Raw genomic sequence first — 22,640 nt, forward strand, 5'->3', positions numbered from 1 at the left:
GGGTTACGAAGGGAAAATGGAAGCTTGATTGGGCGAAAACGCTCTAACCGCCAAGATACGCGCCGCCGTTAACGTGGATCACCTGTCCGGTGATGAAGCGCGCGTTGTCGCCTGCAAGCCAGGCTACCGTCTCGCTGACGTCCATTGCGGAGCCGTTGCGGCCGAGCAGCGTGCGGCGGCTGCCATGGTGGCCGGGAACCGCGGAGGAACTGGCGCTCTTGCGCACGGTATCGATCATTCCGGGCGCGACGCAGTTGACCGTGATGCCGTGTTCCGCCAGGTCGTTCGCCAGCGCGCGCGTCATTCCCACCAGTCCCGCCTTCGCCGTCACCACGTGCACACGGTGTTCAGCGCCCGTATGTGCCGTCAGCCCGCCGATATTGATGACGGCGCCGAAAGCCGAGCGGCTGAGCAGGGGCAAGGCCGCCTGGGTGCAATGGAATGCGCCGTCAAGTACGACGGCAAGCGTTCTATGCCATTCGGCGGCGGCCATCCCGGAGAAGGGGACTTCCTTGCGCACGGCGGCGTTATTGACGAGGATGTCCAGCCTCCCCCAGCGCAGTTCGATAGCGGCGATCATCCTGTCGACCGAGTCCCTGTCGGTGACATCGCCGGGACACAGCATGGCGCTTCCGCCCTGCCTGATGATCTCATCGGCCACCGCCTGGCCCTCGTCGACGGATTCCCGCACGTTGACCGCAACGGCGACACCCTGGCGCGCGAGAGACAATGCGATTTCCCTGCCGATATTGCGGCTTGCGCCGGTTACCAATGCAATTTTTCGGGGCTGGTCGGTGCTGGTCATGATGTGGTCCTGCGGAGTGAAGATTCGGAAGTCGTTCTTGCGCGCGAACGAAACGATTCAGCGCGTTAGCGGAAGCGGGGGCGGAAGCAGGGCCGGCATGCGTGCCTGCGCTGCTTCCAGCCGGCTGCCGTCAAGCCGGCGTTGCCGCGCCCAGCAGGTTCTTGACGCTGGACAGCGTCGCAAGCTGCATCGATAGTGTCCAGGCCTGCTCGGCCTTTTCCCTGCCGATGACCGGCTCGCTCTGATCGACGAATTTCGCCTTGAGCTGTTCATCGGTCATCGGACGTTCGACGCTGCCCACGGCATGCTCGACAAACACGTGCAGCGTTCTGCCGTCCGTGGTTTCGATGGTGACGTCGGACGATGCTTCATCAATGCTGTCGTCGACGATCGCTTCCACTTTCGAACGCAGCGCAACCACGTCCTCGCGGTTGACGACTTCATCGGAATACTCGTGCTCTCCTGCGCGGCCGAAGATGATGCCCGCCGCGCAGGAGTGGTACACGCTGAATTTGCCTTGCAGGCCATCGGCGGGCGTCTTCTTGCCGGTCAGTTCCAATACCAGGGAATGCACCTTGATGGTGACCTTGCTGATGTCTTCCGGCTTCAGATTGTGCTGGTTGCGCAGCTGCACGCAACCGTCGATGCTCGGATGGATCACGATGCCGCAGGCGAACGGCTTGTAGGTATTGATCTCGATTTCCCAGGTTTCGCCGAGCTTTTCGGTGACTTCGGCCCAGTCGGTCTTGTCCGAAAAAACCTGCAGCAGTCCGCGCGGTGCTTCGAGCGCCCGCTTCGATGCCGTGTAGCCGTGCTTGGCCATCAGCGCCGCCATCAGGCCGGCCTTCGCCGCGCCGCCGGGATGGAAGGGCTTGGTCATGGTGCCGAACTGTTCCCGCAGGCCGATCGGCTGGGAGGCGGCGATGCCAAGCGCCATCTGGGTGCGGGCGGCGTCGAGCTTCAACAGGCGCGAACAGGCGGCCGCGCTGCCCAGCATGCCGGTGGAACCGGTGATATGCCAGCCGCGGTCGTAGTGATTGGGATAGACCGCATTGCCGAGCCGGCAGGACACTTCAATGCCGAGCACCAGCGCATCGATCATTTCGCGGCCTGTCGAGCCGATATGCTCGCCGAGCGCGAGCACCGCGGAGGCGACCGGACCGGCGGGATGGATGATGGTCTTCAGGTGCGTATCGTCGAAGTCGAAGGTATGCGAGCTGATGCCGTTGATCATCGCCGCGTTGGCGATGTCGACCCGTTCCCTGCGCCCGAGGATGGCGGCCTGCGGCGCCGGCGACAGTTCGCTGACGGCGGCCAGCGCGGCGTGCACGGTTTCATGCTGCGACGGACCGATCGCACAGCCGAACCAGTTGGCGAACGTGCGGTGCGCCTCGTAGTCGACCTTGTCGCTCCAGCCTTTCGATGGATGGTTTACAACGAATTTGGCCAGGAGTTCGGTAATCGCCGGCGCGTTATGGTCTGCCTTGACGGTGGTGTTGCGTGCCATGGAAATGTTCTCTCGAGTTGGGATGGGTTATTCGATTTCTATTTTTCGTGCCTTGACGAGCTCGCTCCATTTGGCGATGTCGTTCCTGACGTAATCGCCGAACTGCTCGGGTGTCATCGGCATGGTTTCCAGCGCTTCGCCGGCCAGTTTCTGCTTGAGCTCGGGCGTGTTGATCTGCTTGTTGATCTCGCTATTGAGGCGGGCGACGATCGGCTTGGGCATGTTGGCCGGGCCCATGATCCCGTACCATTGCACTCCCGTGAAACCCTTGTATCCGAGTTCCTCGAGCGTGGGCACGTCGGGCAGCAATGGGTGACGGGCGGCGCCGGTGATGGCGATGGGCTTGACCTTGCCGGCCCGCAGATGGGGCAGGGCGGCTGCCAGCCCGGGGAACATCGCCTGCGTCTGGCCGGCCAGGACGTCGGTGATGGCAGGGCCGATGCCGCGGTAGGCCACATGCACCATGTCGGACTTGGTCTCTTCTTTCAGTTGTTCCATCACCAGGTGCGTCAGGGTTCCCTGTCCCGCCGAACCATAGCTGACCTTGTCCGGGTTGGCCTTCACGTAGTCGATGAATTCCTTCAGGTTCTTCGCCGGGATGCTGGGCGATGTCACCAGCACGTTCGGCGTGCCGCCAACCATCGCGATCGGCGTAAAGCCCTTGATCGCGTCGTAAGGCAGCTTGCGCACCGCCGGGTTGGTGCCATGGGTGCCGACATAACCCAGCAGCAGGGTGTAGCCGTCCGGCGCCGCACGGGCGACCGCCTGCGACGCGATGATGCCGCCGCCGCCGCTCTGGTTTTCAACGATGAAGGACTGCCCCATGGATTTGGTGAGGCGTTCCGCCACGGTTCGCGCCACCAGGTCGACGCCGCCCCCGGGCGCCACCGGCGCAATGATGCGTACCGTCTTTGTCGGATAGGCGTCCTGTGCCGACGATCCCATGGGCAAAGCGACGGCGCCGATGGCGCCGATGGCGGCCAGCAGCTTAAGTGTCCTTCTCTTTATCGATCTCTTGTTCACGTTGGTCTCCTTCAAGATTGAGTCTGGATAGCCGCTCTCCGGCGGCCTTGACATGGTTGGCCATCAGGGCTTCGCAGACCTCCGGCTGTTTTGCGCGAATGGCATCGACAATCGCGTGGTGCTCCCTGATGGAATTGAGCATGCCCACGTCGGTGGACAGGTTTTTGAGCCGCGCGAGATGGAGCTTCTGCACCGCGCCGCGGTAAACGGAGCGGATCTGTTCGTTGCCGGCGGCATCGATGACGTCCCAGTGGAAATGGAGATTGGCCTCGTAATAGGTCACGACATCCTTGGAGATCGCGGCCTGTTCCATCAGCTGCAGGTGCCGTTCGAGCTTTTCCACCAGCGCAGCATCGCCCCTGGCGGCGGCGGCGCGTCCGGCAAAGGCGTCAAGGACGCTGCGCAGCTCGTACAGATCCTCGGTTTCCTTGCGGGAAAGCTGGCGCACGAACACGCCGGTGTGCTTGCGGGACTCGACCAGGCCGGTGCTTTCCAGATCCCTCAATGCCTCGCGCACCGGCACGCGCGAAACGCCCAGTCTGCCGGCGATCATCGGTTCGGTGATCCGGTCTCCCGGCGCCAGCTCGCCGCGCAGGATGAGCGCAAGCACCTCGTCGCGGATCACGCGTGCCAGCGGCACGTCCCGGATGTGCTGCAGCAAGGTTTCTCCAAGATCGCCCTTGGCCCATGGCATGGCAAAGCTCATGTTTCTCCTTTTGTACATCGTATACGATGTACGTTAGTCGAGCTAATAAGCCATTGTCAAGGTGTTTTTCGATGACGGGCGAATTGCATTTTTGCAATGCGGACGCCCCGTTGTCCGGGGCGGCATCCGATCGTGACCCGGAACCGGGTGCGATGCTTCAGGTTTCGGCCCGGGCCAGCGCTGCGCGCTTCATCCATTCATATCCGCTGACCAGAACGATCCCGGCCAGCACCAGCAATGCGCCGGCGATGAAGCGCGGTTCGATCTTTTCGTTGAGAATCCATGCGCCGAGGGCTACGCCGAAAATCGGTGTCATGAACGAGCAGACGCCGAGGCGGGAGGCGAGGTAGTGACGCAGCAGCCAGAACCACACCAGGAAGCTGATGAACGACACGACCAGCGTCTGGAAAATCATGGCGCTCCAGACAAGCGGCGTCGGGTTGACGGACATCTCGCCGCTGCTCGCCGCCGCCGCCAGCAAAATGATGAAAGCGCCAAGAAGCTGATACAGCAAGGTCTGGGTTGCGGGTATGCGCGAGAGGCCGGTGCAGCGGATCACCACGCTGGTCGCCCCATACGAAGCGCCGGCGGCGAGTGCCAGCAGATCTCCCCACAGCACGCCGCCGATGCTGCCCGAGAATGCCGGCAGCCCATGTCCGGAGAACGACATCACGATGCCGACGAAGGCGATGCCAATGCCCAGCCACTGCATCGGGGCAAGGCGCTCGGCGGGCATCTTCCAGTGCAGGCCGAGCGCCGCGAATATCGGAGCGGTATAAAGAAAAACCGCGGTGTGGGCCGCGGAGGTATGGCGCAGCGCCTCGGCCACGAACAGATACTCCATCGCGAACAGGACGCCGACGATCAGTCCGGGACGCCAGAGACCGCCGGCCATCGACAGCGTCTCCCTGCGCGCGATCATCACCAGCCCCACCAGCACCGCGGCGATGCCCGAGCGCAGGGAAATCTGCAGCAGCGGACTGATGTCGTCCGCCGTTGCCTTGAGAGCCACCTGCTGCAGGCCCCATACCATGCAGAGGACAACCATGAGTCCGATGGCCTGTCCATCGAGTGCCTTACGCGCATCCACAAGAATTCCTGTCGCTTGGTCAATGTGGCGGCAATTATGCGCTTGGCGGAAGCAATGGATATACTGGGAAACTGACATTCGATCGCGTTAATCCGCCAAGCGACGGAATCCAACCTGTTGCCTCCGTCATGACGCTGGAAAAATCATCATGAAGACAAAAGCAAAGCATCTGTTTCCGCCCCAGGTAAGCGGATCGCTGCCGGTGCCGGTCTATTTCCGTTCCGCCTCCGTCCCCGCCAACGCCGCCACGCACCAGCATCATCACGCATGCGGAGAACTGGTGTATTCCTTCAGCGGCCTCATGGAGGTGAAGCTGGCCAACAACCACTACCTGGCACTGCCGCAGTATGGAATCTGGCTGCCGCCGTATGTCGAGCACGTTGGCCTCAACAGGTACGAGACCAGTTTCTGCTCGGTGTACATCGCAGAGGAATTCTGCGCGGCGCTGCCGCGAACCACATGCGCCATTACGGTCAATCCACTGGTCCGGGCGATACTTGAACATCTTCGCGACCATCCGCCGGCGCCCGAAGCGCAGCGAACCGAGGAAGATGACAGGCTGTTGCGCGTCCTGCTGGACCAGATCGTCAAGGCCGAATATGCGGGAAGCTATCTTCCGACGTCGGACGACCCTGTTCTCGGGCCCGTGCTGCAGGCCCTGGAAGCCAACCCCGGCGACACGCGCACGCTGCCCGAACTGGCGCGCCAGGCGAATACGACGGAGCGCACGCTGATACGCCGCTGTCAGCGCGAACTGGGAATGTCGCTGGCGGAGTGGAGGCAACGGCTTCGCGTCGTGAAAGCCATGCCGCTGCTCGAGGCGGGACGGACGGTGGAAAGCATCGCGCTCGACCTGGGATACGGCAGCGCGTCGGCATTCATCACCATGTTCCGCCGCATGGCGGGCATGACCCCGGATGAATGCCGAAAGGGCGGCTGAGGCAGGCAAGGGTCATGCAGGACATGCGGCCTCGCCAGTTTCCTGTCCTGCAATCCGCGCTATCCGCCTGCGAGGAAGGGAAGCGCCCTGGCGAGCAATGCGGCAGGCGCTTCCTCCGGCACATAGTGGCCGCAGGCCAGCGCCTCGCCCTCGACCCGCGTGGCAAGCCTGCGCCACTCCTTGAGCGGATCGAAGCAGCGGTGCACCACGCCATGCTCTCCCCAAAGGACTTTCAGCGGCATCTCCAATAGAAGACCGGCATCCCGATCGGCACGGTCATGTTCCAGATCGATGGTGGCCGCGGCGCGATAGTCTTCGCAGATGCCGTGCGCGGTGCCGGGCAGGGCGAGGCAGCGCTTGTATTCGGCAAGCGCGCGCGGATCAAAGGGCGCAAGCCCTGCGCTGCGGCGGCCCATCACATCATGCACATAGGCTTCGGGATCGGCTTCTATCAACCGTTCCGGCAGCGGCGCCGGCTGTATCAGAAAGAACCAGTGCCAATAGGCTCTTGCAAAGATGTCGGTGGTCTGCTCGTACATGGCGAGCGTGGGCGCGATATCCAGCAGCACCGCGCGTTCGACGGCATGCGGATGGTCGGCAGCCAGGCGATGAGCGACCCGCGCGCCCCGGTCGTGCGCCATCACGCTGAACCGGTCGAAGCCGAGCTGCTTCATGGCTTGCAGCACGTCGTTCGCCATGACCCGCTTGCTGTAATTGACATGGCCGTCGGCGCCGGCGGGCTTGGAAGAATCGCCGTAGCCGCGCAGGTCGCAGGCGACGACGGTGAATCGCTCGCACAGCGCCGGCGCCACTTTGTGCCAGATGGCGTGCGTCTGGGGATGGCCATGCAGGAGCAGCAGCGGCGGTCCATCGCCGCCCATGACTGCGTGGATCGCCACATCCTTGTCGACATCCAGGGAAAGCGTGCGAAAGCCGGGGAAAAGAGGTTCATTCATCAGGGTGTCATCCGTAGGGCTAAACCGGTGTCGTGAGCAGATTATAGGCGTGCAAGGGCGGATGACAGCCGGCAAGTCGACCAGTTTCCGGTTGTACGCTCAGTACGCGTACGCTTCGATCTTCAACGCAACGCCGAACCGTTCGCGACTCTTGTCAGACTCTTAGCAACCACAGCCTGGTGCATCATCGGCTGCATCAGGCGTAGCTGAAAGCGATGTATGCGACAGGGATGAACATATGGTAACGATGATCAGGGCGCTGATAAGTGACTTCAGACTATTTCATTCTTTCCCGGAGAGTTATGAATGAAGGATTTGGACGACATCGCAATTCTCCAGGCCCGCCCGCCGCCATGTCCATGAACGCCATCGGCACATGGAGCGAACACCTGCAGCGGCAAGCCTGCTTCGCTTGCCGGGCATGATCCCCAAGGTATTCGTGTCCATTCTCCTTGGGCAGTCAGCGAGTCAGCGCGGCCTGGCATTCGGGCCGGATGCAGGCTTGACCTGCATCCCAGGGAAAACCGATTGTTGCATGCACCCGCCTGCAATCCGCTTTAGGCGGAAAAGACGTGCCGCGACGACCCGCTATTCCCTGTCCAGCCAATTCTCCAGGAAGCTCCAGACCAGGCACATGATGCCGACCAGGCCCGCTATCAGCGCGGAAAGCGGCGAATCCAGCACGACGGACAATACTGCAAGAACCAGCAGCATTGTTCCCATGCCGCGCGTAAGCCTTTTCTCCCTGCGATCCATACTCGGCCTTTTTGTTGATTTGAGGCAATTAAACCCCGAAAAAGCTAGCGCTAACATGCCATGAATATGGGAATTTGCAGAAAATAAAGCTGGATGCAATTTCGCACCGCGCATGGGATGCTTTGCTGCAGGGCTTATCCCGACATTGGTATTAACTGTCTGGCATGCAAGCCAGTCGCAGCCGAGAATGCTCTTGAAGAAAAGCAAAGCGTCGGACGTTGCGGTCAGCAAGCCGCATGTCAGTAGAGTCAACGGGCTGCGTCTTCAGTTTCCCCTCAGGCGCACCGTCCGAGTCCCGCAAGGCGGACGGTTTTCGACGGACCTTGCTGTTTTTGCACTGCCCGGTTGCGGCAGCATCGCTTTATCCCCAATGCGGTAAAAGCCAAGCCTGTTCACGCAGCTGTAAAGCTTTATTCGCAATGGTTTTACTACATCGCATGGCAAGAAAACACTTCCATTTTTTAACAGTCGATGGCTATACTTAGTTTCCTGTGAGGAATTATTCCAGGCAAAGGAGACCGCTATCGGCATGGCAAGACATGACAAGGTAGAGATTCCTTCGATCATGTGCCGCCGCTGGTCAGCCATAATGAAATGACAAGGACAATCATGGCCGCGCAGCAGAAATCATCTTCCACGAGCATTACCCGAAAACTCGGCCTGCTGGTCGCAAGCGCGTTCATCGGCCTGGTTTGCATGACAGTCGTCTTCATCTATGCAGAGAAGCAGTCGATGATGAAGGAGAGGCAGATGGCGGTGCAGCAGATCGTCGAGGCTGCGCACGGCATCCTGGTACATCATCATGATCTGTCGGTAAAGGGAAAGGTCCCCGAGGCGGAAGCCAAGCAGGGCGCAATGGATGCGCTCAAGCGCCTGCGCTACGGCGGCAATGAATACTTCTGGATCAATGACATGCAGCCGCGCATGGTCATGCATCCGATCAAGCCGGAACTCGAAGGCAAGGATCTGTCGGAAAACAAGGATCCGACCGGCAAGCGCCTCTTCGTCGAATTCGTCAACACCGTTCGCCAGAACGGCGGCGGCATGGTTTCCTACATGTGGCCGAAGCCGGGCAGCAGCGAGCCGGTGGAAAAGATCTCTTATGTGAAGGGCTTCGCGCCATGGGGCTGGGTGATCGGCTCGGGCGTGTATGTCGATTCGGTCAATGAGGCAATGACCGTCAAGGCAATCGAATTCCTCGGCGGCGCGCTGGTGTTCGGCATCCTGCTGGTGGCGGTCGGTCTCGCCATTTCGCGCAGCGTGCTGCGCCAGCTCGGCAGCGAACCGGCTTACGCGGTCGATATTACCCAGCAGATCGCCGCCGGCGACCTGACCGTACCGATCAAGCTCAAGGAAGGCGACCAGGTCAGCCTGCTGTACGCGATCAAGACCATGCGCGACAGTATCGTGCGGATGGTTGGAGAAATGCGTGCCAGCGCCGACACCATTGCCAGCGAATCGGCGCAGATCGCGTCCGGCAATCTGGAATTGTCCTCGCGTACCGAGCAGCAAGCCGGTTCGCTGGAGGAAACCGCATCATCGATGGAAGAGCTGACATCGACCGTCAAGCAGAATGCGGAAAATGCGCGCCAGGCCGACGCGCTGGCGGCGGCGGCATCCGAGGTCGCCAGCAAGGGCGGCGAAGTCATCAGCCAGGTGGTCGGCACGATGGAAGAGATCAATGAATCCGCACGCAAGATCGTGGACATCATCAGCGTCATCGACGGGATTGCCTTCCAGACCAACATTCTGGCGCTGAACGCCGCGGTGGAAGCCGCGCGTGCAGGCGAGCAGGGGCGCGGCTTTGCGGTGGTCGCGGCGGAAGTGCGCACGCTGGCGCAGCGCTCGGCCAACGCCGCCAAGGAGATCAAGGAACTGATCGGGGATTCGACCGAAAAGGTCGAGAACGGCAGCCGGCTGGTGAACCAGGCCGGCGCGACCATGCATGAAATTGTCGAGAGCGTGCACCGGGTCACCGGCATCATGCGGGAAATCACCGCAGCCAGCCAGGAACAGACCTCGGGCATCGAACAGATCAATGCCGCCATCACGCAGATGGATGGCGTGACCCAACAGAACGCGGCGCTGGTGGAAGAAGCCGCAGCTGCATCCGAAGCCCTGCAGAACCAGGCGGCGAAGCTGGCGCATGCGGTCGGCCTGTTCAAGCTCGACCATGCGCAGGTGCAGCAAGTTCAGCAGTTCCATGCTCCCGTTGCTGCAGCACCGCGCAAGGCTGCGCCGGCGCCCAGATCTGCGCACAAGGCCGCTCCGGCTCAGCGCATCGGCAGCGGAGAAAGAACCGCCGTCAAGCCGGTGCAGAAGACGGCATTGGCCGCGAAGCCGGCGGCTCAGGACGATTGGGAAGAGTTCTGATCCCCGAAATCGCGTCGGGAAAGAAGAAAATGGCCGGCTTTGATGCTGGCCATTTTCTTTTCCGGAACCGGCCATTACCATTTTCTTGAAGAGAAATCCCCTCATAGAATATCTTTTATAAGACATAAGACGCTATCTTCAAAGGTAATAGATTTTTTGAAGACATCATAGATGGCATTTTATGCGTCGTAATACGTCATCTATGAAGGGGGAATTGATGCCGAAAAAGTTGCTTCCTATGGATTCACTCCCCCACTCTGGTGCAGGAGCGCCTGAGCAGCTGGGGTCGCTGCATCCGCACCCAGCGTCTGCGCCAGCGCATCACCGCAGCGGAGCTGTGCACCCGGATTGGAATCTCCGAGGCGACCCTGCGCCGACTGGAGCAGGGTGACCCTGGCGTCGGCACCGGAATTTATCTCACGGCATTGCTGACCTTGGGCGTGGTCGATGACGCGGCGCCGCCGCTGCCGCCCCCGCTATGGTCGGATCTGCCGCAACGCAGGGTAAGGTTGAGCCGGCAGGAACGCGGAGGTGAGGATGATGCCGACTACTTCTAAGCCGCTGTATGTCTACCTTCAGCGTCCCGATACGGCGGAATGGGTGACGGTAGGGCGTTATCAAGCCGACGTGGCCGGCGCGGGTACGGCCAGATTCAAATATGCGCCCAGCTATGTTGATGCGGGCCTGAGCTGGGCCATCGACCCTGTCAATCTGCCATTCCGACCCGAAGCCGAATGGTCCGCGCCGCGCTACGGCGGCCTGCATGATGTCCTGCGGGATGCCTGTCCGGACGCATGGGGACAAGCACTGTTGCGCAGGCAACACAATCTGCCTGCAGGAACACCCCTGTTCCGTTTCCTCTTATTGGCCGGCAATGCGGACCGCTGGGGCGCGCTCGCCGTCGGCACGGGACGCAAGCCATCGATTGCGGTGCTTGCCAGTCCGAAACTGCCGCAGCTGGAATCCATGGTCCGGGAACTGGCCGCCCTGAGCGAACAGCGCCCGCCGGTCGATGCGCGACCGCGCCGCCGCCTGGTGCAGACTGCCAGCGTGGGTGGCGCCCGGCCGAAGGCAACGATTCAGGACGGAGAAGGGCAATACTGGCTGGTCAAGCCAGGGATGCAAAGCGACGTTGCCGACATTCCCCGGCTGGAGTTTTTCGGGCAGCAATGGGGCGCGGCAAGCGGGCTGGAAAAACATTCGACCGCGCAGCCACCACGCTAGGCCCGGCATGGCAGGCAATGCTGCATGTGCGCCTGCATCAGAACCTCTCGCTCCTGCGCGCATCGAAGTGACACCTCACGGATACTGATGCATGGCAAATCACACAAGGAGAAAGGCACCATGAACGGCACGACACTCAAGGACAATACCGGCGCGCAGCGTTACGAACTGATTGCAGATGGCCAGATGGTCGGCTTCGCGCAGTACAGGCCTTCCGGCGATGCCGTCACGATCACCCACACCGAGATCGCGCCCGAACACGGCGGCAAGGGCTATGGCTCGGCCTTGGCGAAACAGGCGCTGGACCTGATCCGCGACGAGCGCAAACGCGTGATTCCCGCCTGCGGTTTCATCGCGCAATATATCGGCAAGCACCAGGAGTATGCCGATCTGGTCGCGCAATCCTGACCGGGAAAAATCCGGTGCGAGGATGGAATCCCGGCCCGGGAGGCAGCCGTCAGGCTCAGCGCCGTCGCCGGTCGGCATGAATACCCGTGCCACCAATGGCATTGGCAATGTAACGACTACGGCATCTGCGTGTAGCCGATAAAGTCGATGGCGTGCCTTATCCCGGGACATATGCGCCGCGGCTTGTCTGCTTGAAGCGGCTTGTGGATGAGGGCAAGGTCGCCTCGACCTGTGTGGGGCGCATGGCTGCGTCGTCTAGCGCTGGTGTCGTCCGCCATGCGGTGCTTCTCCCGCGCTGTGCTGACTGCGCCGACTGCGCTGACTGCATTGACTGCATTGACTGTCCTGACGCCCAGGACAAACCATTTTTCCTCGCACCACCCGCAATCCGCTCCGAACGGCCCGCCATGCCAGCCTGACTCATCATCTCATCGATATTTTGATTACTGTCCGCGCATGGAGTCCGGAGTCGTTGATGTCGACGGTTCCTTGCGCGCGGTTGTCTGGACGGACGGGAAGATACGCGACTTGAACGAATTGGCGGTTGTCGGTGTGCGCGAATGGACAAGGCTCTACGCCGCTTCAGCGATCAACAGCCTGAGCCGGATAACCGGCAGCGGTTTCATCAACGGCGTCAGCCATGCCTTTCTTTTGACGCCCGCGCCATGCGAATCGTTAGCGCGTTAGGGTACTAGTACCTTCGCGGCATCCAGTTCGCTTCCATTACATGGATCGCATCCGACAAACGACTGCAAAAGAAACGGCAGCGTCATGATCGGTCAGCTTGCACTTATGCGCTGGATCAAACATCGGCGGGTATCAATTCAGCGGGGTTTACCGATAATTAATCGTGGCTGGTAACCAGGTCGGCGAACAATGGACAGGCGCCAGTCCCCGTCGCCGTACACGATGTGCGGTGCCATCGTGTCGTCCTGGCGCGGCCACGGGCTGCGATCATATCGAACACGTAATGCCGTTATGCCTTTATGCCTTTATGGCGCAGTTCTCCGCATTGCGATATGGCGACACGGTCCTTCATCAGCAAGGAAATATCATGACTAACGAACACATGCTCAAGGATGCGCAGCGCGAAATCCTGTCCTTCAAATTGACCAAGGCCGATCTTGCCACCATGGGCAAGGCGGTCGGCAAGCTTCAGGTGACGCATGACGTCGATCCGGAGAGTCCCGGCGCCTTCATGATCAGGAACCACTCTTTCAGCACAGATCAGCCCGGTGCTTTCACCATCCGCAACTATAGTTTTGATGCGAAGGCTCCCGGCGCCTTTACCATTCGTAATTACCAGTTCTCCAGCACGTCATGAGAACTCGCCGCGCGAACCACCGCGTAAAAGACCTGCCCCGGTAGCGGTGCGGCGGCGGCGAAGCGGCGGCCCATACTGCCGCAAGACAGTATGACTGTGTGACAGCAAGACTATGAAACCGGGCGACCGCGGGGCCGGGCGATCAAGCGACGTACGGCGCAATACGCAATACGCAATACGCAATACGCAATACGGATCATGCATTACCCGCTACCCATGATCGCCGCATGGTCACGCACGACGAGGAGTGCTTCATGATGAACAACCTGGCGAGCCTGGTGATGGACAATCTGCGTGACATTACCGCTCGCGAATATCCCTGCTACGCACGCATTCTCGATCACAGTTTCAGTACTGCGCCGCCGCCGTTTTCGATGAACTGGTTCGGCCGCCGCTATTTCGAACTCGCGCGTGATCCCGAATGGTTCGCCAATTCACTGGTGGCCAATTCGGCGCTCGAAGGTTACGGGGCAACCCAGATATGGAATTTTTCAACGCGGATGCACCAGGATGAGTATATCGAAGCCGTCCAGCAGCATGCGCTGGACGAATCGCGGCATTCGACAATGTTCGTCAGCATGCTCCGCCTGACTTTTCCAGGGCTGACGATGGACGCAAGAACGGAAGAGCGCATCCGGCAGCAGCAACCCCGTTATTCGCCGGACCAGCTTCCTGAAGCCAGACGACTTGCTCCGGAAAACCGGATGTCTGCCGATGATTCCATCAATGAACTGGTCGGTGTTCATCTCACGGAGATACGCGCTCTGGTGCTGCAGTATCTGCTTCGCTCGGTCATCGAGGTGTATGCGCCTGCCACGGCGCAGCAGCGCATCGGCATGTTCTGCGCGTCCCTCATTCGGGATGAAGCAAGGCACATCGACTACACCGCGAGGATATTCGAAGCGCTCGCCAACGAGGGGCGCGCCGATCTGATGGTTGACCTGTTCGAGAAGCGGGTGCGCGGCTTCAATGACCTCACCATGATCGAACTCGAGCGCGAGAAGCAGATGGCAATATGAGCCGCCGCGAACGGGAGCTTCCTTTCATTCCCGAACCCTGGATCAAAGGTGTCTCATGAGCCTGCAGACCTTGATTGCTCCGCATGATACCGCTGCGTTTCTTTCCGACTATTTCGAAAAAGCCTATTTGCACGTCAGCCGGAACGACGCGTCCTATTTTCAGCACTTGCTGGACGATCTCGATCTGGAGCGGCAGATCTGGCGGTATTCATCGCAATGGGGCGATGTCAGCCTGGCCAAGGCAGGTACGCGCGCCATGGACACCCCCTACGCGGAAGGCCTGCCGACCATCGACGCGGTAGCCGATGCCTTCAACAATGGCTATACGGTGGTCGTCAACAACTATCAGCAAAAGAGCGCAAGTGTGGCCGCCTTCTGCCGCGATGTGGAGAAATTCTTCTGCTTTCGCTGCAACGTGAATCTCTATCTGACCGCGCCGCGCTGCAAGGGATTGAATGCTCACTATGACGATCAGGATGTATTCGTGATGCAGCTGGCGGGAGCAAAGACCTGGCGTGTCTATGAAGGCGGCCCGCTGCTTCCGATGGAAGATCAGCCCTACCATTGCCCGGACACCGCTGGCCTGGCCTTTGTTGAACTGATGCTTCGTCCGGGCGATGTGCTGTATCTGCCGCGCGGATATATCCATGACGCCTGCACCGAAGATTCGCAATCGCTGCACCTGACCCTATCCGTCTCGGCGGTGCGCCGGGCGACCTTGCTCAAGCTGTTGATCAAGCGGCTGGCCGCGAGAGACGAATGCCTGCGCAGGTCAATGCCGTTTTCCTGTTTGAGGGGGCTGGCCGGAAACGCGGATCTTGATGATGTCATGCAAATCGCGGGTGTCTTCGATCGTGTCGGCGCAGCGGATATCCAGCAAGCGCTTTCCGACGCACAGGATCGCCTCCTGCAGGTAAGTTCCCGCCTGCCTGGCAACCAGCTGCGCTGGGCGTCACCAAAGCCAAGCGTCACTATCGAATCGCAGGTGAAGATCGCGGATGATCAACTCTGCATGCTGTCGATGGTCGGCGGATCTTATACGCTGAAATTCATCGGAGGACAGGTGCCGCTGTCGGAAGACTTGCTTGACACGGCGGGATTCATCATCGAACACCGGAACTTCAGGGTCGGCGACATCGATGGCGGGCTTTCCGATGCGGTCAACATCGCATTCGTGCAGTTTCTGTCGGACGCCGGCCTACTGGTGTTGACGGACCAATAGACGGGCGCGCGATAAGCGCGTCCGCGCAACATGTCCTTGGGGGAGCTAGCCGGCTCGATTTAAAAAACAATAGTCCAGCCCGGATGGGATGCCTGTGCCTTGGTGTATGACACGCCATGCACCTTCAGGCCGTCGGCATTGAGCAGGGTAATCATGCCGCCCTTGTTCGACAGGACCATGGGCGCCTGCACTTCCACCCGCTTGACGGCACCGGCTTCCAGCGTCCCCTGCAGAGGCATCCTTGCCTTCTGCTTGTCCGCCAGCTGCCACCCCGCCAGCGTGATGGTGCGATCGCTCGGGTTGAGCAGCGTAACCCATTCGCTTTCCGGCGACTGCTTCGAGTTCACCAGTGCCGCGACAATGCGCACCAGGCCGTCGGGCAAGTCGTCGGTCGGCTGCGGCACGACAGGGTCGGGACTGACCGGCTGTTCGTCATCCGGCGCACGCAGGGTATGTCCCGTAGCGTCGTCGGTATGCCAGCTCTGCGACTGGAACTTGAGGAACACCGCGGTCCACTGCCGCTGGCGCGGAAACTCGAACAGCAGGCCGCCGTCCTGCCAGACACCGTCGTCCTGCACGAAGCGGCCGACGTTCCCCTGGTTCATGTGAATGTCGTGAATCCCGTTGCCCGGCAAGAAGCCGAAATACTTGTCCGCCTTGCGCTCTTCCGGCCCCCAGCGCTCGCCAAAGGCATAGACGACGGCTTCCTCATCCGCCATCGCGCGTTGCACCAGTTGGTCGAGCTTTTCGTTGAGATCGTTGTCGGGGCCGGGCGCATCATGCGGAAGGGGAGTCATCCTTTCCGGCTGAAGCAGGTTGCCGCGGATGAGGTCGAGGGCGCCGCTTTCCGGCCGGCGTTCCAGCGCGGTGAAACCGGCAGGAAGCGGGGAAACGGTTTCCGTCAGCGGATGAACGAAGTGGCTTTCGATGTAATACATGAGCTCGGATGGAGCCAGCTGCGATTTCACATTCACCGCGATTCGGTAATTCGTGCCGATGTCATCCACGATATGCAGCTGGTAGTGGGGCGAAGGACCGGAGCCGAGGCGGCGCGAAATCGGCCTTCCTTTGAGTACGCCGTAATTATTCAGAGACATGATCCCTCCTGAAGATGGGTGTCGCCATCTGAGTGTAGAAGCCGAACCCGGACACGGACTGCGCAAGCTCAAGGGGAGGGAGGGCGCTTCACCAATCCGTAGAAAATTCGCCCGCTGCCAGGGCTTGTGATGCATTCCGCAACAGCGGCTTCCAGCTTTCCCGTGGAGCCCATCACTGGCACGGTGCCTGATGTGGCTGAGAGGTGGCGTCAGAACCTAGTCCGACAGGCTCGCCACTTCTTCGAGCGCCTTGCGTTCGGCATTGACCGCATAGGAATGGGCAAGCCATCCTGCCAGCAGCGCAAGCACGGCGCCGACGGCGTAACCAATGGCGACCGAACTGCGATTGCCGCTCTCGATCAGCCAGCCGAACAGTACCGGCGCAATGAAGCCGCCGGTGCCGGTGCCGATGGCATAGAAAATCGAAATCGCCATGGCCCGCATTTCAAGAGGAAAGACTTCGCTCACTGTCAGATAGGCCGAGCTCGCGGCGGCAGAGGCAATGAAGAACAGTACGGTCCAGCACATCGCCTGGCTGAAAGCGGTAAGCCACCCTTGCATGAAAGCCCAACCAGTGAGCGCCAGGCCAATGCCGCTGAGCACATAGGTGAGGGTAATCATTCTTCGCCGGCCCACGCTGTCGAACAGCGGACCCAGCAGGAAGGGGCCAAGTACGTTTCCCAGGGCAAAGGGGAAGATATAGAGCGCCACCTTGTTGTCCTGCACCTGATAGAAACGCGTCAGCACCAGGGAATAGGTAAAGAAGATCGCGTTGTAGATGAAAGCTTGCGCCACCATCATCGCCAGCACGACGATGCTGCGCACCCGGTAGCGGTGCACCAGTACCTGCACCACCTGGCGCAGCGGCGGCGTGCCGGACGCTTTGGAGACGGCGGGCCTGGCCGCTGACACGGGCGGCGCCGTTCCGCCATGCTGCTGAGCGACCTGCGCTTCGATGTCCTCGATGATGCGCCTTGCCTCGTCGGCCCTGCCGTGCATCAGCAGCCAGCGCGGGCTTTCCGGCACATGCCGCCGCACCAGGACGATGGCTACCGCGAGCACCGCGCCCAGTATGAAGCAGGCGCGCCAGCCGAGCGCGGGTCCGAGCACGTCGGGGTCGAGCAGCACCAGGCTCAGGCCTGCGCCGAAGGCGGCGCCTATCCAGAAGCTGGCATTGATGGCCAGGTTGACCCGTCCGCGCACGCGAGCCGGTATCAGTTCATCGATTGCGGAATTGATTGCCGCGTATTCGCCGCCGATGCCGAGACCGGTGATGAAGCGGCAGACGGACAGGAATACAAATCCGGTGGAAAAGGCGGTGGCCAGCGTCGCCGCCATATAGACGGCAAGCGTGATCATGAACAGTTTCTTGCGGCCGAGGCGGTCGGTCAGGCGGCCGAACAGCAGTGCGCCGATCACGGCGCCGGCGATGTACAGCGAGCCGGTCCAGCCGACCTGCGCCGCCGTCAGCCCCAGCGTGTCCGGCCTTTCCAGCACGCTGCCCAGCGAGCCGATCAGCGTGACCTCCAACCCGTCGAGTACCCAGGCGATACCCAGCGCCATGACCACGCGCCAGTGCCAGCGCGACCACGGCAGGCTGTCCAGGCGTGCCGGGATGTCGCTTGCGGATGGCGCTGCCGCTGTAGATGCGTTGACCGTCATTCGGCCTGCTTCCTCGAAACGGCGGCATCCCGCAGGCCCTGCTTGTCACCGGTGATGTTGCCGGTAGGCGCATGCCTTTCGATGCAGGCATTGATTTCCGCGCCGAACAGGAGCACCGCCGAGGAAATATAGAAATACAGAAGCAGCACGATGACCGATCCTACGCTGCCATACGTGGCGCTATAGTCGGCAAAATTGCGCACGTAATAGTCGAAGCCGAGAGAGGCAAGAATCCATATCAGTACCGCCAGCACCGCGCCCGGCGTGATGAAGGGAAAACGCGGCTGCGCCGCCGGCGCCGAGTAATACACCAGCGCCGCGCTCAGGCTCAGCAGCACGAGAATGACCGGCCAGCGCACCCAGGTCCAGAGCGTGACGAAGAACTGCTCGAATCCGATCTGGTGAGACAGCCATTGCATGGCCTGCGGTCCAATCAGCAGCAGGGCGGCGGAAAGAATCAGCAGCGCGGCGATGGCAATGGTGTAGAGAATGGACAGCGGATACAGGAACCAGATCGGCCGGCTTTCCCGGATGCCGTAGGCGGCATTGAAGGCATTCATGGTGGCGCGCGCGGCCGCCGATGCAGTCCACAAGGCAACCAGCGCGCCCACCGATACCAGGCCGCCTTTCGGCTCGCGCAGTTCGTCCAGCACCACGTTGACTTGCGTCATCGCCTGCTGCGGCAGCAGCAGTTCGGCCTGCTGTCGCAGCCAGAGAATGAAATCGGGAAGCTGCAGCGTACTGATCAGGGCGATCAGGAAGATAAAGAAGGGAAACAGCGAGAACAGGATGTGGTAAGCCAGCGCGGCTGCCTGGGTCGGCATGTCGTCGCCGATGAATTCCTTGACCGAGGATGTGAACAGCTTGCCGACGCTCAGGCCGCGAAGTCCGGGAATGTTCATGGCGCTCCTGCAGTGATGGGGTAATGGGTGTCTTGTCGCCTAGTGTCCCGAGTATCAAGGCGCGACCGGGCCGGCAGCCATTTCCTTCCTACAGAGAGTGGTCTCCGGAATTAGTTTTGTATTTCCGGCATCTTTATGCGTTACGCCAAAGGCTCAGGGATGGAAGCGGAGCGGCGCGCTTCCTCATGGCATGAGCCGGCAACGGGAAGAATAGAGCATGTTGCGGGCGGGTGCGTGGAGAATCGGTCTGCCTTACCGTGCATCCCAAGACAGACCGATTCTTCCATACATTCACTCGCAGTCCGCTCCAGGCAAATCGATTCTTCGATATGCCCGCCCGCAACCCGCTCTAACCCGCATTAAACATTACCCACCTGGGCGGCGGCGCCGGAAGTGTCTTCTTCCTCTGCCTGCTCCTGCAGCCGCAGATAGCGCCCCAGGGCATCATCGAGCGTCGGCAGCAGGATCGCCTTTTCCGTGCCCAGCGCGCTGTAGAGCGGGCGCGCCGCGACATAGTCCAGGCTGCTGCCCGGACGGGCCTCCAGCCTGCCGGGATCGACGTTGGCCATGGCGCAGGCCTTGAGCGCAAGGTCGGCCCAGGTGATCGGCTGCGCATTGGTGAGATGCCATACGCCCTTTTCCTTGTCGACCAGCAGGTCGAGGCTGGCATGCACCAGGTCCGGCACGTAAGTGGGCGAGACGGTGACGTCGTTGGCGGCGATGAAAGGCGACCCGGCGGCGAGCGTCTTCAGTGCCTGAGTCAGGAAGTTATGGCTGTCCCAGGGGCCGAAGAAGGCGCTGGTGCGGATGACCAGCGCTTCGGGATGGGTATCGAGCACCCTGCGTTCGGCTTCCACCTTGCTCCTGCCGTAGATGTTGAGCGGCGACACATTGTCGCTCTCGACATACGGCGCCTGCTGGCGGCCGTCGAACACCAGGTCGCTGGAAAAGGTCATCAGCTGCACGTTGTGGCGGATGCAGGCGATGGCCAGCACCGACGGGCCAAGCGTGTTTTCGCGGAAGCAGCGCTCGCTGTCCTGTTCGGCTTCGTCGACGCGCACATAGCCGCCGGCATTGATGATGGCCCAGGGCTGATAGCGCTCCAGCGCGCGTTCGACGGAAGCCGGGTCGGCGATATCCATGTCCTGCCGGCCGACCAGGCGGTAAGCCAGGTTGCGCGCTTCGCAGATGCGCGCAAACGCCCGGCCCAGCGTGCCGGTGGCGCCGGTGATGAGGATGGGCTGGGCCACCTGTTTTCTGCCGTGCTGGCGCTCGATGGTGAGCGAGGCAACCGCCGTGCTGGTGGCGACCGGCGGGCAGACGAAGCGGCCCGGCCGGCGCCACCATCCCTGTCCCTGCAGCACCGGATGGGAGAGCGGACGGCCCGCCGACAGTTCGCGCATCAGGCTGGCCACGGCGGTCGGGCGCGGGCGCGGCGACCGCACGTCGAAGGGACCGGGTTCGTAGTAGCCCTTGCAGGCAGTGACCAGGCAGTTCCAGTCATAGGAGCCGAGCAGGGCCCATACCGTGACCGCCCTGATGTCGGCGCCGTTGCGCTGCACTTCCTGCGCCGCCTCCCAGATTTCGAGCAGCCAGCGCAGCTGGTCTTCCCGATTGGCATCGATATGCGCTTCCGTGATGGCGATCGGCAGCTGGTAACGCTCCCAGGCTTCCTGCAGCAGCGGACCGATGCCCGGCGTCGGCGTGGCGAGCACGCGCGCGGTATGGATATCGGCGTGATGCTGGTCGCGGTAGGTGCCGACATGTTCCGGCGGATAGCGGTCGACCCGGTGGTCCAGCCAGCGTTCGCTGGTGATGTAGTAGTTGATGCCGATGACGTCGGGAGGACAGTTATTGTCGCGGAACCAGAGGAACTCCGACGCGTCGATGCCGGTGGAGGTGAGATAAGTCCACAGCGCATGGTCGGGCCCCACCTTGCCGCAGAGCAGATCCCAGGACAGCCAGCGGCGTTCGTTGTAGAAGTCGGCCAGCTCGGCCAGCTCCGGCGTGCTGTAGCTCTTGCCGAGGTCGTCGGTCTGCACCAGCTTCGCGTTCGGGTTGACCGCGCGGATGGCGCGCATCGACAGCACGACCGCGCGGCACTGGTTCAGCAGCGCCTGGATGAAGCTGCGCTCGTCGCGGCCGTGCGGATACCAGACGCCGTACAGCCCGGAAAAGCGCGCGGTGGTCAGCGGTTCATTGACCGGGGTGTAGTACTCGACCCAGGGATAGCGCTGCGCCACCGCGCCGGCGAATTCGGCCAGCTGTTCGGCAAAGTTCGGATCGATCAGGCTGGTATGGCGCGGGCCGCTGCCATGGTGGACCAGGCCGACGATGGGCGTCACGCCCAGCTTCTGCAGGCCCGGCAGCCGTTCATCGGGCCATGACCAGTCGGCGGAGGCGATGCCGTCCGGCGCGGTGCGCTCCCACAGCACCGGATAGCGGATCGCCCGGATGCCGAGCGACGCGAAGCGTTCCAGGTCGTCGCTGCGGGTTGCATGACCGTTGCGTTCCATCTGGCTGAAGTAATCGTCGAGGACCCGATTGACGGTGCATTCAAGTCCTCCCCATAGCTCGATCGATTGTGTTGTTGTCTGTCCCATGGAATGTGTCAGGCCTTTGAAGTTTTTAAAGTCTTTGAAGTGATTTGATGTGACGAATGCGCATGGAAAGGGTCCGCGGTCCGCAAGGAGCCGGCCCGCGGAGGGGCGAGTTAACAATCTATCGGGCCAGCGATGGACAATAGTCACGCCGATAGCGCGTCAAGAATGCGCGCAAGCACTCGGCCCTGCCGTGCTTTTCGCTGTCCCGGCAGGATGTCGCCATTTTTCCCTCGACAAATTCCCAAGCCGCTCCACCAGGCGGCGGCACATGGCTGTCACATTTCTTGCCTGTTATTCGCGCAGCGCCGCACGACTGGCACCGCCTGCGGCGCCCTGCAGGCGATAGCCCGCAGCGGCTTCACTGGCGCTCTCATCGGCAGCCTGTATCGGATGGCCAAGCTGCTCCAGCAATTTGTGCATGCTCATGGCTGTCACGTCCCAGGAAGTGCGCGAGAGCTTGTCGCGCATGAGGCGGATCTTCCTGAGCTTGTCATCGCTCGACATGGCCAGCGCGCGCTCGCAGGCGGCCACGAACTCCGGCGCCGTCGCCGCAATCTCCACCACGTCGCTGTGCAGGTCCACCACATCCTTGACCGGCGTGCTCACGATCGGCAGCTCCGCAGCCATGTACTCCAGCGACTTGGTCGGGCTGATGAAGCGGGTCGACTCGTTCATTGCAAACGGCATCAGGCACACATCCCACGCCGCCAGGAACTGCGGCAGCGCGCTGTAGGCCTGCTGGCCCATGTAGTGGATGTTGGGCCGCTGCGGCAGGCTCGCCGCATCGATCTTGACCACCGGCCCCACCAGCACGATCTGCCACTCCGGATGGGCATCGGCCAGCTGGCCGGCCAGCTCGGCATCGAAGCGTTCGTCGATGACGCCGTAAAAGCCCAGCACCGGCCGCGGCAGGTCCTTCAGTTCGGCATGGGCGATGTTGCGGTCGAGCGCCTGGCGGAAATGGGTGACGTCGACGCTGCTGGGAAAGCAGTGCACATTGGCATGGCGGTGTTTCTTGGCTTC

The 22,640-nt window shown here is 61.5% G+C and carries 21 protein-coding genes; 9 read left to right on the plus strand and 12 right to left on the minus strand.

The window, feature by feature from the left end; translation table 11 throughout:
* Window positions 1-43: 43 nt before the first annotated feature.
* From FH061_RS25040 to FH061_RS25060, 5 genes are all read right to left on the minus strand, one after another.
* Complete coding sequence (locus FH061_RS25040) at window positions 44-805, minus strand: SDR family NAD(P)-dependent oxidoreductase (protein WP_151638558.1); 762 nt, start codon at window positions 803-805, stop codon at window positions 44-46.
* Between the two features lie 130 nt (window positions 806-935).
* Window positions 936-2,312 carry an MmgE/PrpD family protein gene (locus FH061_RS25045; RefSeq protein ID WP_151638559.1) on the minus strand — a complete coding sequence of 459 codons (1,377 nt, stop codon included), beginning with the start codon at window positions 2,310-2,312 and terminating at the stop codon, window positions 936-938.
* A gap of 27 nt (window positions 2,313-2,339) precedes the next feature.
* Window positions 2,340-3,335 carry a Bug family tripartite tricarboxylate transporter substrate binding protein gene (locus tag FH061_RS25050; RefSeq protein WP_225984872.1) on the minus strand — a complete coding sequence of 332 codons (996 nt, stop codon included), beginning with the start codon at window positions 3,333-3,335 and terminating at the stop codon, window positions 2,340-2,342.
* On the minus strand, window positions 3,301-4,041 hold the full coding sequence (locus FH061_RS25055) for a GntR family transcriptional regulator (protein WP_225984873.1): 741 nt from the start codon (window positions 4,039-4,041) through the stop codon (window positions 3,301-3,303). Before FH061_RS25055 ends, FH061_RS25050 begins: the two co-directional genes overlap by 35 nt.
* 157 nt (window positions 4,042-4,198) lie before the next feature.
* Window positions 4,199-5,131 carry a DMT family transporter gene (locus FH061_RS25060; protein WP_151638560.1) on the minus strand — a complete coding sequence of 311 codons (933 nt, stop codon included), beginning with the start codon at window positions 5,129-5,131 and terminating at the stop codon, window positions 4,199-4,201.
* A gap of 148 nt (window positions 5,132-5,279) precedes the next feature.
* On the opposite strand from FH061_RS25060, the gene FH061_RS25065 reads away from it, so the two are divergent.
* Window positions 5,280-6,071: an AraC family transcriptional regulator gene (locus tag FH061_RS25065; RefSeq protein ID WP_151638561.1), complete on the plus strand. Its 792-nt coding sequence runs from the start codon at window positions 5,280-5,282 to the stop codon at window positions 6,069-6,071.
* Window positions 6,072-6,130: 59 nt separating this feature from the next.
* Here the strand turns inward: FH061_RS25065 and FH061_RS25070 are convergent, their stop codons facing one another.
* Entirely contained in the window at window positions 6,131-7,027 is an 897-nt protein-coding gene (locus tag FH061_RS25070; RefSeq protein ID WP_151638562.1) for an alpha/beta fold hydrolase, read from the minus strand.
* 588 nt (window positions 7,028-7,615) lie between these two features.
* Window positions 7,616-8,014: a hypothetical protein gene (locus tag FH061_RS25075; RefSeq protein ID WP_151638563.1), complete on the minus strand. Its 399-nt coding sequence runs from the start codon at window positions 8,012-8,014 to the stop codon at window positions 7,616-7,618.
* A gap of 363 nt (window positions 8,015-8,377) precedes the next feature.
* Between FH061_RS25075 and FH061_RS25080 the strand changes: the two genes are divergently transcribed.
* The 8 genes from FH061_RS25080 (at window position 8,378) to FH061_RS25110 (ending at window position 15,353) form a co-directional block, all read left to right on the plus strand.
* Window positions 8,378-10,156, plus strand: coding sequence for a methyl-accepting chemotaxis protein (locus FH061_RS25080; RefSeq protein ID WP_225984874.1), 1,779 nt, complete (start codon window positions 8,378-8,380; stop codon window positions 10,154-10,156).
* Window positions 10,157-10,416: 260 nt separating this feature from the next.
* The gene (locus tag FH061_RS25085) at window positions 10,417-10,713 is read left to right on the plus strand and encodes a helix-turn-helix domain-containing protein (protein ID WP_192805247.1); all 297 of its coding nucleotides are present in this window, start codon (window positions 10,417-10,419) and stop codon (window positions 10,711-10,713) included.
* On the plus strand, window positions 10,694-11,380 hold the full coding sequence (locus FH061_RS25090) for a HipA N-terminal domain-containing protein (protein WP_225984875.1): 687 nt from the start codon (window positions 10,694-10,696) through the stop codon (window positions 11,378-11,380). The genes FH061_RS25085 and FH061_RS25090 overlap by 20 nt, the downstream gene beginning before the upstream one ends.
* Window positions 11,381-11,500: 120 nt before the next feature.
* A complete protein-coding gene (locus FH061_RS25095) occupies window positions 11,501-11,788 on the plus strand; it encodes a GNAT family N-acetyltransferase (protein WP_151638565.1) in 288 nt (95 codons plus the stop codon).
* A gap of 528 nt (window positions 11,789-12,316) precedes the next feature.
* The gene (locus FH061_RS30710) at window positions 12,317-12,475 is read left to right on the plus strand and encodes a hypothetical protein (protein ID WP_192805248.1); all 159 of its coding nucleotides are present in this window, start codon (window positions 12,317-12,319) and stop codon (window positions 12,473-12,475) included.
* A 367-nt stretch (window positions 12,476-12,842) separates the two neighbouring features.
* The gene (locus FH061_RS25100; protein WP_151638566.1) at window positions 12,843-13,112 is read left to right on the plus strand and encodes an SH2 domain-containing protein; all 270 of its coding nucleotides are present in this window, start codon (window positions 12,843-12,845) and stop codon (window positions 13,110-13,112) included.
* A 254-nt stretch (window positions 13,113-13,366) separates the two neighbouring features.
* Window positions 13,367-14,131 carry a hypothetical protein gene (locus FH061_RS25105; protein WP_151638567.1) on the plus strand — a complete coding sequence of 255 codons (765 nt, stop codon included), beginning with the start codon at window positions 13,367-13,369 and terminating at the stop codon, window positions 14,129-14,131.
* 55 nt (window positions 14,132-14,186) lie between these two features.
* Window positions 14,187-15,353, plus strand: coding sequence for a JmjC domain-containing protein (locus FH061_RS25110; protein WP_151638568.1), 1,167 nt, complete (start codon window positions 14,187-14,189; stop codon window positions 15,351-15,353).
* Between the two features lie 59 nt (window positions 15,354-15,412).
* Here the strand turns inward: FH061_RS25110 and FH061_RS25115 are convergent, their stop codons facing one another.
* The 5 genes from FH061_RS25115 to FH061_RS25135 form a co-directional block, all read right to left on the minus strand.
* Complete coding sequence (locus FH061_RS25115) at window positions 15,413-16,450, minus strand: DUF2278 family protein (protein WP_151638569.1); 1,038 nt, start codon at window positions 16,448-16,450, stop codon at window positions 15,413-15,415.
* Between the two features lie 216 nt (window positions 16,451-16,666).
* Window positions 16,667-18,112 (minus strand): MFS transporter, encoded by a 1,446-nt coding sequence (locus FH061_RS25120; protein ID WP_151638570.1) that lies wholly within the window; start codon window positions 18,110-18,112, stop codon window positions 16,667-16,669.
* Window positions 18,109-19,014: a YihY/virulence factor BrkB family protein gene (locus FH061_RS25125; protein ID WP_151638571.1), complete on the minus strand. Its 906-nt coding sequence runs from the start codon at window positions 19,012-19,014 to the stop codon at window positions 18,109-18,111. The genes FH061_RS25120 and FH061_RS25125 overlap by 4 nt, the downstream gene beginning before the upstream one ends.
* Before the next feature lie 359 nt (window positions 19,015-19,373).
* The gene (locus FH061_RS25130) at window positions 19,374-21,617 is read right to left on the minus strand and encodes a family 1 glycosylhydrolase (protein WP_151638572.1); all 2,244 of its coding nucleotides are present in this window, start codon (window positions 21,615-21,617) and stop codon (window positions 19,374-19,376) included.
* 291 nt (window positions 21,618-21,908) lie between these two features.
* A partial coding sequence (locus FH061_RS25135) for a glycosyltransferase (protein WP_151638573.1) occupies window positions 21,909-22,640 on the minus strand: 732 nt, incomplete at its 5' end.

The sequence above is a fragment of the Noviherbaspirillum aerium genome (assembly GCF_008929045.1).
In the GTDB taxonomy this organism is placed as follows: domain Bacteria; phylum Pseudomonadota; class Gammaproteobacteria; order Burkholderiales; family Burkholderiaceae_D; genus Noviherbaspirillum; species Noviherbaspirillum aerium.